The 10,894-nt window shown below is 66.7% G+C and carries 1 pseudogene (cut by a window edge); it reads right to left on the bottom strand.

From position 1 onward, the window contains the following. Nucleotides 1-10,894, bottom strand: a pseudogene (locus BM417_RS45140) (hypothetical protein) (its annotated part extends 24,225 nt beyond the left edge of the window); the annotation flags it as partial.

Genomic DNA, 10,894 nt, shown 5'->3' on the forward strand with positions numbered 1-10,894 from the left:
CGGTGTATTCGAAGTGCCTGCCGTCGTCGGTCCTGACGATCCCGTCCTCGTCGGCCCGGAACCGGTTGGTGAACGAGTTCGGTCCGCTGTGGACGGCACCGTCTCTGTCGACGTAGCTGCTGTGCGTCGTGTAAGAGGAGAAGTCCGCCTGGTAGTACTGGTGGAACTCCTCGAACAGCTTCTTCGAGCTCTCCGGGCGCGCGGTCGGGTCGATCCTGGCGGCGAGGTCGTCGAGGAACCTGAAGGCCTCGTCGGCGTCGATCCTGCCGCGCAGGTAGAAGCCGAACGGGTCGGAGTCGACGATCGCTCTGGCGGCCTCGAACTCCGCGTCGTCGCTCCAGATGCCGCGGTAGCGGTTCATCATGACGACGGCGAGCTTGTGCTCCGGCTCCCGGTCGTGGCGCCCCTGCCCGTTGCCGAACTGGTTCTTGGCGTTGACCTTCTCGATGTCGTGGAACAGGATCGCCTTCGCCAGCGCGTCCACCGACAACAGGCGCGAACCAGTGTCCTCATTCGCGGTGAGCGTAAGGTACTGCCCCAGCACCATCTGCGCGTGCTCGTAAAAGGTGTGGACGCCCGTCACACCCGGCGCGCGGAAGGGCTCCTTCTGCACGGCGGTGGCGACCTCGTCGAACTTCGGGTCCAGCTCCGGGTGCGCCCCGATCAACGCCTTGACCGCGTACTCCGGGTTGCGGTCCTGACCGATGATCAGGCTCAGCGCGTCACCGGTCCGCCGCTGGCGGTCGAACTCCGCCGGCCGTTCTTCCTGCCAGCTTTGGAACGAGTTCGGGAACGGGTCCTCACCGTGCGGCCGGGTGTTGAAGTCCAGGCCGGCGCGGTCGGAATCCGCGGCCAGCAATGCGCTGATCTCCGCCTGGGTGGCCAGCTCCGGCACCTTGGCCATCAGCGCGTCGACCACGGTGGAGTCCACCGGGTCGAACTCGAAGCCCTCCAGCAGGTTCTCCGCCCGTGCCCGAGCGTCCCGCGCCACGGTACCGGCCATAGCGTCGCGGAAGTTCCGGTCCGCGAGCGCCAGCACCGGGCTGTCGCGCAGGGCCGTGCCGATCGCGGACTCCAGGTCGGGCAGCACCTCGTCGTGCACCACGGCTCTCAGCTCGTCGGGCTCGGTGCCGCCGAGGTCCTTGCTGGTGAACGAGTTCAGCGCACCGGCGATGACCGGGCCGAGCACCTTGGTCTCCGCGATCTCCGCGATGCGGACCACCTGGATCGCGGGCGAGAGCGCCGGGAACTGTTGCTCCAGCAGGTGACCGGTGACCGCGCTAGCGAACCTGTACACGCGGGGACCGGTGAGCCAACCCGCCTTCCTGCCGCCCTTGGGTGCCGACTCGAGGCCGAGGCCTGCGATCCCGGCGAACTTCGCCGTCAGCGCGTCCCGCATTGGACCGCTCAGAGCCTCCGCCACGTCCGCTCGGCTGTTCTCGCTGAGCAGCTCGAGATCCGGGTGCTTTACAACCTTGGTCTTGAACACCTCGACGACCGGCTCGATCACCTCCGGGCCGAACAGTTTGACCTTCGCCATCTTCGACCGGTATCCGTTGTCGATCAGGTTCTGCAGGCCCTTCAGGTCGGGCAGCGAGGAGGACGTCATCTGCTTGATGAAGCCGTCGACGGCGTTCATCGCATCGCCCATCGCCTGCGGCACGACCCGTTCGCGCAGTGTCTGCTGGAAAACGGCATCGTCGACGTCGACGGCGGTCACCCCGGCGAGGTGCTCCCGGAGCGCGGGACCGCCGGTGGACAGCACCTCGTTCGTGATCTTCTCGACGTTCACGGAGGCCGGGCCCACCTCGTTGAGGAACTGGTTGAGCCGGCCGAGCCGCGCCTCGAAGCCGAGGTCCTTCGTCTGCGACTCGTTGGACGCGTTGGGGATGGCCTCGGTATCCGGTTCGACGAGAGCGTCGGAGGTGCGGCTCGCGGGGTCCTGTGTGGACTGTTCCCAGGTGAGGTGGTGTTCCCGCAACTTCTCCGCGATGTCGTGCATCCGGTGCGCGTCGGTGTTGAACCCGTCGAGCTTCCAGGATCCGTCGTTCTGCTTCAACCAGGTGAACCACGGGTCGTAGGCCTTGCCGACCGCGTCGCTGCGGAAGTCCGGGTCCAGGCCGAGCCGCTCGTAGAGCTGCACGGCGGGAACAACCCGGCCTGCCCGGTCCGGGAGGGCGAAGAACTCCGCAGGGTCCGCGGGATAGCTGAAAAGCGACCCACGCTCGGCGTGCTTGATCAGCTCGTCGAGATGCGCGCCGCCGATGCCGAACTGGTTCGGTTCGCCGCGCTGGTCGACGTTGTACGTGTGGGTGTCGGCCTTCGCGCCGGGCGCACCCTCGAACGTCGCCTCACTGGTGATCTTGTGGTAGATGTCCAGCGGAACCAGGAACGAACGCAGCACCGGTCGTTTCGGCGCGGACGACGGATTCTTCGGGTCAGAGGGCCTGCCACCGTCGGTCTCCTGGTACTTCGCGAGCCACTGCAACGCGCGCCGCGGCCGCCCCGCGCCCACCCACAACTGGGAGTTCTTGCCGGGCGAGATCTTCAGCTCACCGGTGTCCGGATCTTGCTGGATGTCCTTGAACTGTGGCTTCTTGACGTCGATGTTCGCGGGGCTCACCACCGCGGTGTACAAGCGCACGTGGTGCCTGCCCGCGATCGTCTCGATCTCGAACTCGCCTCGGTTCACCGTGCGCCAGGACCTCGGAGTGCCCTGCTTCGTGGGACCGGGGTACGACACACCCGGCCGTCCGATGTGGACGGTCTCCCGCGTACCCAGATACCGCACGCCGTCGGCCGTGGTGATCGCGACCACGTGCACGGGCAACCCGGTGATCGGCCCGAACGAGGTGAACTCGCCGTTCTGGTCCAGCACGTGGACTCTCGCGTCCGCCGCCGCGGCGATCTCCTCCCGCGTGCTCTCGTCCGACACCTCCGGCGCGCTCTGGTTCAGGGTCGCGGCGATGGCGTTGACCAGGCTGGTCTGCTCGTCGGTGCCGGGCACACGCACCGTCTCCACGCCGTGCACGGCCAGCATCCGCACCGCTGGGGCGGACAGCGCGAGACCCGCCGATTCGTCGGCCTCGGACTCGTCGCCGTTCTGCGGATCCTGAAGGTCGCCGGAATCGTGATCATCGTTGCCGCCGCCGTCGTCTGGTTCCGTGTCCGAGCCGTCGCCGGGATCGCTGTCCACGGTGGATTCGACGGTGACCGGCGTCCAGTTCGCGACCATGCCCTCGATGAAGGCTGCCCGCTGAGGAGCCTTGTCCCGCAGCCCTTCCGGGTCGAGGAAGTGGTGCATCACCGCTTCGACGAAGTCCTCGTCCGGGTTGGTCGCGCCGTACTTCGTGATCGGCCGTTCGTTCTTGAAGTTCAGCCACCCTTCGGCGGTCCACGCGCCGACGACCTCCTTGAAGTACTCCAGTTCGTGGCTCAGGCTCATGGCGATCAGCACGGCGTCGTCCGGGGACACGTCCAGCGGGAAGATCTCCGGGTTCCGCTGCTGGATGTCGTCGATCGCCTCGGCGTGCGCCGGTGCCATGGCGTGGAAGGCGTCCGGATCGGTCAGTGCCGCGTGAACGGACGCCGCAAAGTCGGCGTTCGCGGACGCGGTGTCGAGCGGCGGCTCCGCGTCGTCGTCCAGCACGGGACGGCCGGTTTCGTCCCAGGTGCCGAACGCGTCCTGGAAGTCGTCGAGCGCGTAGTCGAGCAGGCCGTGGGCCAGCTCGCGCGTCACCAGGCCTTCGACCGCGCGGTCACCGCCGCCGAAACCGCCGAAGGAGATCCCGCTCGCGAAGAGGCTGACATTCCGCGCCGCCGTCGAGTTCAGCGCGTTCGCACCGAGAACGACGCCCTCGTCGCCGAGGTGCGTCGTGACAGCACTGACCGACAAAACCTCCTGGTCGACGTCAGCGCGGATGGAAGCACCGCGCTGAACCCCCAGGATCGGCGCGAAGTGGCTCAGCGCCGCGTACACGCCCTGCAACTCCGCCGGCGTCCACGGCCGCTTGGTGATCGCGGCGACCTCGTTGGCGGGCGCGATTGTCGGCCTTCTCCGCAGGTGTTCCACACCGCGGTCGGAGTCGAACCTTACGCCGAAACGCTCTTCCGCGTCAGACATGAGGTCGATGGCCTCTTCGATCGCCATGTCCACATCGGACGCCACGGACACCGATTCGGAGGCGAGCGGTCCGCGCAACGCGCGTGCGTCCCACGAAGCCGTGGCACGCTGGATGCCGAGCCAGTTCGAGAGGTCGAGCCCGATGGCGTCGCGCACGTCCCGGTGCCGGTCGAGGTTTGGTTCCAGCTCGACGGCGACGATCAGCATCGCCCCCTGCTTGCGCTCCAGCTCGAGCTCGCCGTCCGGCCCGAGATCGAGGTCACCCGCGATGTACGTCCCGCGATCGATGTTCGCGGTGGCGTAAGCAAGGTTGACGAGAGTTTCCCGGCTCTCCTCGTCCATCTCGTCCAGCTGCTGCTTGGCGTCGACGATCCTTGCGTCCCACGCGGCGTTCCACGACGCCCTGGTCGGGTGGTTCTCGGGGCGGAGGTCGGCGAACCGCTGCCGGAAGTCGTGATCGCTGTCCGGCAGCTGCTCGGGCTCGCGATCGCCGTCGTTGCTGTCGTCGTCCTGGTCGCTGTTGTCGTGACTGCCCGGTTCGGAGCCGTAATCGGACTCGGAATCCGAATCGCTGCCGTCGTCATCGGGGTCGCCATAGCCGAACGCCACGAAGTTGGCCGACGCGGGCGTAGCGGGGTCGAGCGACCAGCCCTGAACCAGGTCATCGAGGAAAGCCGCACGCTCCGGAGCCCGTTCCCACAACGCATCCGGGTCGAGGAAGTAGTACATCGCCGCTTCGGCGAGGTCTTCGTGCGGATTCGTCGCGCCGTACTTCGTGATCGGCCGCTCGTTCTTGAAGTTCGGCCAGCCGTCCGCCGTCCACGCGCCGACGGCGACGTTGAACGCGGCCTGGTGAGCGCTCAGCACCTCGGCCAGGTGCTCGGCGCTCTTGTTGCTGTCGAACAGGTGCGGGTCCTTCATCCAGAGCTGGGCGATCGCCTCGGCGTGCTTCGGCGAAACCGCAGCGAAGGCGTCCCAGTCGCGCCGGGCGGCCTTGATCGACGCGACGAAGTCGTCATTGGCCGTCTGCACTCCCTCGACCGGCGCCTCGGCTGTGTCCGCGAGGATCGGGCGGCGGTTGGCGTCCCACGTCCCGAACTCGTTCGTGAAGTCGGCCAGCGCGTAGTCGAGCACACCGTGCGCGATCTCGTACGTCGCCAACGACTCGATGCCACGCGTTCCACCGCCGAAGTCACTGATCCCGTCGCTGGAGTACAGCGAGAAGTTGCCGGCCCGGCGGGAGTACTCGGCCGCGGCGGTCGGGTCGATACCGTCCTCGTCGAGGCGGAAGGTAACCGCGCTGACCGACCGGATCTCCTGCACCTCGTGCCCACGGGTGGAGTTGGCCCGCTGGTCCCCCAGCAACGGCGCGAAGTGCTCCAACGCGGCCTGCACCCCGCGCAGCTCGTCCAGGTTCCATGGCCGCGGTCGAATCGCGTCGAGGTCGATGGCTGACGCGTCCGGGTACTCGTCCTTCTGGACCTGCACGCCTGGGGCGGAGTGCACGTTCACGTTGAAGCGCGTGCTGATGTCCCGCGCGATGTTGAGGGCCTCAGAGATCGCTGCATCCTGACTGAGACCGTCCGGGACGTTGAGCTGCTCGCCCCGCAGCCCTGGGAGCGACACTCCCCACGACGCCACGCGCCGGTCGGTGGTCAACCAGTTGGCCAGGTCGGACACCGCCCGCCGACGAGCGTCCGGTGCGAGATCCGCATCTTCTTTGAGCTGCAACGAAACGAGCGCGATCAGGCCCTGCAGCCGCTCACGGTTGACCGCGTCCTCAGCACTCTCGTCCGGGTCCACTTCAGACAGTGCTGCACGGTCGATGCCCGTCGCGATGTGGGCGTCGATATGCAACGCCTCAGCTTCATTCGCGGGCAACGCGTCGAGATCGCGGCGCGCCTGGTCCAGCCGGGCGTCCCAGGCGGCGCTCCACTTCTCCCGGTTGGGAAAGTTCGCAGGCCGCAGGTCCGCGAAGATCGCGGAGTAGTCCCTGCCGATGTCCGGTGTGGACTGCACCGGCTCGGAATCCGCCTTGTTCTGCGCTGCCAGTCCGGCAAGGTACTCGTCGAGGTCGACCTCCTGCGCCGACTGCAACGCGTCGACGATCTCGTCCAGGCTGTACCCGCCGTTGAACAGGCTGTGCAGGTTCGGGTGGACGGCCGGCCGGAATCCGTTCTCCAGCAGCAAACGCTGCATCAGCACGAAGATGTTGAGGCGCCCGTTCCCGTCCGAGAAAGGGTGGAAAACGTGCAGGTTCCGCACGACCTGACCAATCGCGCGAAGACGATCCGCGTCGTCCCGGGCGATGTCGACGGCCGCGCGGTAGTCGTCGAACATGGCGTTCACCAGGGTCGGCGTGTCTTCCGCCGAGTACATGGTGTGCACCCTGGGGATGCCGCCGATCTCCTGGAACAGGGTCAGCGGATCCTGCTCCCCAGCTTCGATGGCCTTGGTGCCGCCCTCCAGAGTGACGATCAGCCGCCTGCCGAGGACTCGCACGTCGAATAGGTCGACGGCCGGCGTGCGCTTGCTCACCAACCCGAAGGCCGACAAACTGCCGTTGACACCGACCAACTCGTAGTCGCCGGTGGTCCGCGAGGTGGCGAGCCCGTGCAACTCGGCGTACTTGGTCCAGTCGAGCGTCGAGACCTGCACGACATCGCCGTCCAGGACGCTGGCGAACGTCGCGAGCATCGACTCCTGAAACCCACGCGACAGCTGAGAGTCGTACAGCGAACCCGGATTGAGAGGGAACTTCTTGAGCGCCTCTTTGTGGTCGTCGGGGTTGATGACGAACAGCCACTTCTGGTGGTCCTCAACGACCTGCGAGAAGTATCGGTGCTCCGGCCCATGAGTGGAGTCCTGCCCGACACCGGCCACCGCCTGGACCTTCGGCCCGGACTCACCGTCCTCCGGCGTTACCGGCGCGCTGGTAACGATGCTGGCAGCAGCGCGCCCCTTGCCCTTGCCCGGCACCTGGCTCGGGTCCGCTCGCAATTCCCCGTGCAGAGTAACGAAGGCTTTGATCTCATCCGCGTCTGGCGCCGAGGGCATCAGGGACCCCAGCAACGCACCGTCGTAGTCACCTGGGAGCACGTGCGCGGCAGGCGTGCCCATGGTGAACACGAACTCGTTGAACCCGTGGATCGGCCCACCGACCCGAACCTCGGTGCCGTCGACCAGTACCACCGGCGTGTCACCGGCAACGGACAACCTCGTAGTGACAACCACACCAAGCGGGAAGTCCGCGTCATTCGGGTCGTACCCCTTGACGAACCGGAGGTCGTCGCCGTCGTCCGGCCCCCGTTGTACGACGGAGTCGAACATGGCCGTGTCGAGGTCCGTGGTGAACGGGATGAAACTGGTGTCGTACGCGCTGAGGTCCGGGGCGGGATTCCCGTCGAGCGACGGAACCACGTTGTTGCGAATCTCGTGCCAGCTCGAATGCCAGCTCGGCACAACCCGGTGCAACGTCAAGCCGCCGCCGAGGAACTGACGTATCTGATCCGCGAGCTTCTGCTGAAGCGTGTCCCGCTGCACTGCGTCGACACCGACATACAGGTTCAGCTCGCCCAACTGGTAGAAGTCCCCGACCTGAACCCCGCGCAGCCGGAAGTCACCCAGGTCCAAGATCACCGTGCTGCCGTTCTCGCTGTCGTCGTGCAACGAGGTCAGGAACTCACCGATCTTGCCGCCGATCTGGCGGGCGATCCTGCCCGACACCACCTTCTCCGCCACCTGTCGGCCGGCACCCTTGGAGTCCTTGGGCAGCGTGACTTGCTGTGCGTCCAGGCCGGTGAGCGCGAGCCGCAACTCGCCGGCCTCGATCTTGCCGCTTGCCCAGCCCCAGCTGCGAAGTTGGGAGTTCACCGCGCCCAGCAGGCCTTCGTGGGGGTTGGTTCCCTTGACATTCTCTTCCACATCGGACTCGACGTCCGAGTCCGAGTCGTGTACGAGGTCGGAGGCGTGCTCGTCCAACTCGCCAAGACCCGTGTCCGGAATGGACCCGACCGAAGTCCGGATACCACCCGTTGAGCCGACTTCGCTGCGGTCCTCGATGCCACTTTCCACGACCGGTGCGTCGGTCTCGACCCGAACACCCGCTCGCCCCTTGCCCTTGCTCGGCGCGGGCCGCGGATTCGGACGCAAAGCCCCGTGCACAGCAACGAAGTCCGTGATCTCCCCCGCATCGGGCGCCGCAGGCATCAACGACCTCAACAGCGCACCGTCGTGGTCGCCCGGCCACACCTCCGCGGCGGGCGTACCCATGGTCACCACGACATCGTCGAACTGAACAAGCGGCCCGCCGACCCGCGCCGTGTGACTGTCGACCAGCACCACAGGCACATCACCTGCAACCGACACCTTCGTGGTGACCACCGCACCAACCGGGAAGTCCGAGTCGTTCGGGTCGTACCCGGTCACGAACCGGATGTCGTCGCCACCCTCCGGTCCCCGCTGCACCACGGCGTCGAACGTCGCCGTGTCAAGGTCCGCAGTGAACGGGATGAAACTGGTGTCGTAGGCGGAGAAGTCCGGGTTGGGATTCCCGTCGAGCGACGGCACGACCCCGTTGCGAATCTCGTGCCAGCTCTGATGCCACCCCGGCACACCCCGGTACAACGTGAGCCCTTCTCCCAGGTACTTCCGCACCTGGTCCGCGAGCGCCCGCTTCTCCTGACGCGTGCCCCGCCGCACCGCGTTGACACCGACGTACAGGTTCAACTCTCCCAGCCGGTAGAAGTCCCCGACCTGAACCCCATGCATCTGGAAGTCGCCGAGGTTCACCAGCACCGTGGTGCCCGAGGACTCGCCGTTCTTCCGCAACGAGGTCAGGAACTCCCCGATCCCACCACCGACTTCGGGCGTGATCGTCCCCGACACGACCGTCTCGGCCACCTGTTGCCCAGCACTCTTGGGATCCTTGGACAAGGTCACCTGCTGCGCGGCCGGGTTCGCGAGCGCGGTCTTGAGCTCGCCACCGCTGGCGGTGTCGAGGTTCGACTCGTCGGCGTCGAACTGCTGGTTGGTGTTGAGGTTCTGTTCGAGGTCGGGCGCGATCGACGCCGGCACGTCCGACTCGAGCGTGATGTTGGTCTGCGGCGTCGTTGTGACGTCCGGCATGATCGACGGTCTGGACGTCTCGATGGAGACCGGCGTGGTGCTGTTCTCCTTGACGTTGACGTCGCTCTTCGGCGTGGTCGACGCAGGCGTGATGTTCGTCGTGGTGGCCGGGGTCGGTGTGCTGTTGGTGCTGTTGGTCGACGTGGTGGTGTTCGACGTGTTCGGAGTCGGGGTCGAGGAGTTGGGCGTGGCCGGCATGCCGGCCACGGGGACGTCGCTCGAACTCTTCGTGGTCGGCGTTACAGGCGGAACCGTCACGTTCCCCGACGGCCCAGCCAAGTTGGTGACGACATCCGGCGAAGCCAACGGCGGCGGCACCGGCAACGCCGGTGACTCCACAGCGGACTGCGGCACGACCGCGGGCGCACCGTGCTTGTCCGCCAGATTCTCGCCGAGGTTCGGGGTGTTCTGTGCTGACACGTTCGACGTGGCCGGACCGTTCGTCGAGGTGCTCGACGCATTCGCAGGCGTGGCGGGAGCGTTGGTGGACGTGCTCGGCACGTTGGTCGGCGACGAAGGCGGGTTGGTGGACGAAGGTGCGTTGACCGACGCGGACGGCGCATTCGTCGAACTGCTCGGCATGTTCGTCGACGACGGAGGCGCGTTCACAGACGGGTTCGGCGTGTTCGTCGAAGGCGACGAACTGTTGGCCGACGACGAGCTTTCCGGCGGCGTCGTGTTCGTCTGGTTCGTGCCGGTGTCGTTGCCCGTGTCGCCCGAAGAACCAGACGTGCCGGTTGAGTCGCTGCCGGTGCCGGAGTTGTTGCCCGTGTTGCCCGAAGATCCAGACGTGCTGGTTGACCCGTTGGAGTCGCTGTCACCGCCGGTGCCGGTGCCAGTGCCGGTGTTGACACCGTTGCTGCCGGTGCCCCCCGAACCGACCGGCGGCGGACCGTCCTGCATGAACGACCCAGGCGGAGGCGCACCGTTCTGCCCCGAGTTCGCACCCGAGTTCGACCCGGAGTTCGTTCCATTGCCAGACGCCGAGTTCGGCCCGGAGTTCGGCCCGGAGTTCGACTGCGACCCCGGCCCCGAGTGGGTGGAAGGTGAGCCTTCCGCGCCCAGGTTCGGCATCCCGCTTCCCGGCTCATACCCGGCAACGTCGATCTCGCCGGGCCTGTTCAGCGCGTCCTGCTTGAACTTCTTCTGATCCCGTTCGTTCTTCCAGTTCTGCAGCGCGGTCATGCCACCACCGGAGATGAGCCCGTTGACCATCCCCTTCCAAATGTCCCCGGGATCACCCCCGGCCGGAATCGTGATCGCACCCACGAACACCTCGGTAGCACCCTCGATGGCCGCGGCCGTCATCCACTTCCCGGCCCACGCCGGCTTGAAGATCGCCACGTTCCCGCCCAGGAACCCCGCGAACGCACCCGCCGCCGCCCCATAACCGAACGACTTCAGCGTGTCGTCCCAATCCCACGCCTTGTCGCTCTCGGCCTTCTGCCACAGCTGGACGATCGCGTCGTCACGGAAATCCTCCAGGCCCTCGTCCAACGCCTGCCGCACCATCTCCTTGACGATCTTCGCGATACCGACCGTCACCACGCTCACCGTGATGTCGTCGACCGTCTTGCCCAGGAACGTCGAACCCGCATGCACCACGATCTGCAGAGCACGCGCCACCCACGCCGTGAACTGCTG

The sequence above is a fragment of the Lentzea waywayandensis genome, assembly GCF_900115955.1.
GTDB lineage: Bacteria > Actinomycetota > Actinomycetes > Mycobacteriales > Pseudonocardiaceae > Lentzea > Lentzea waywayandensis.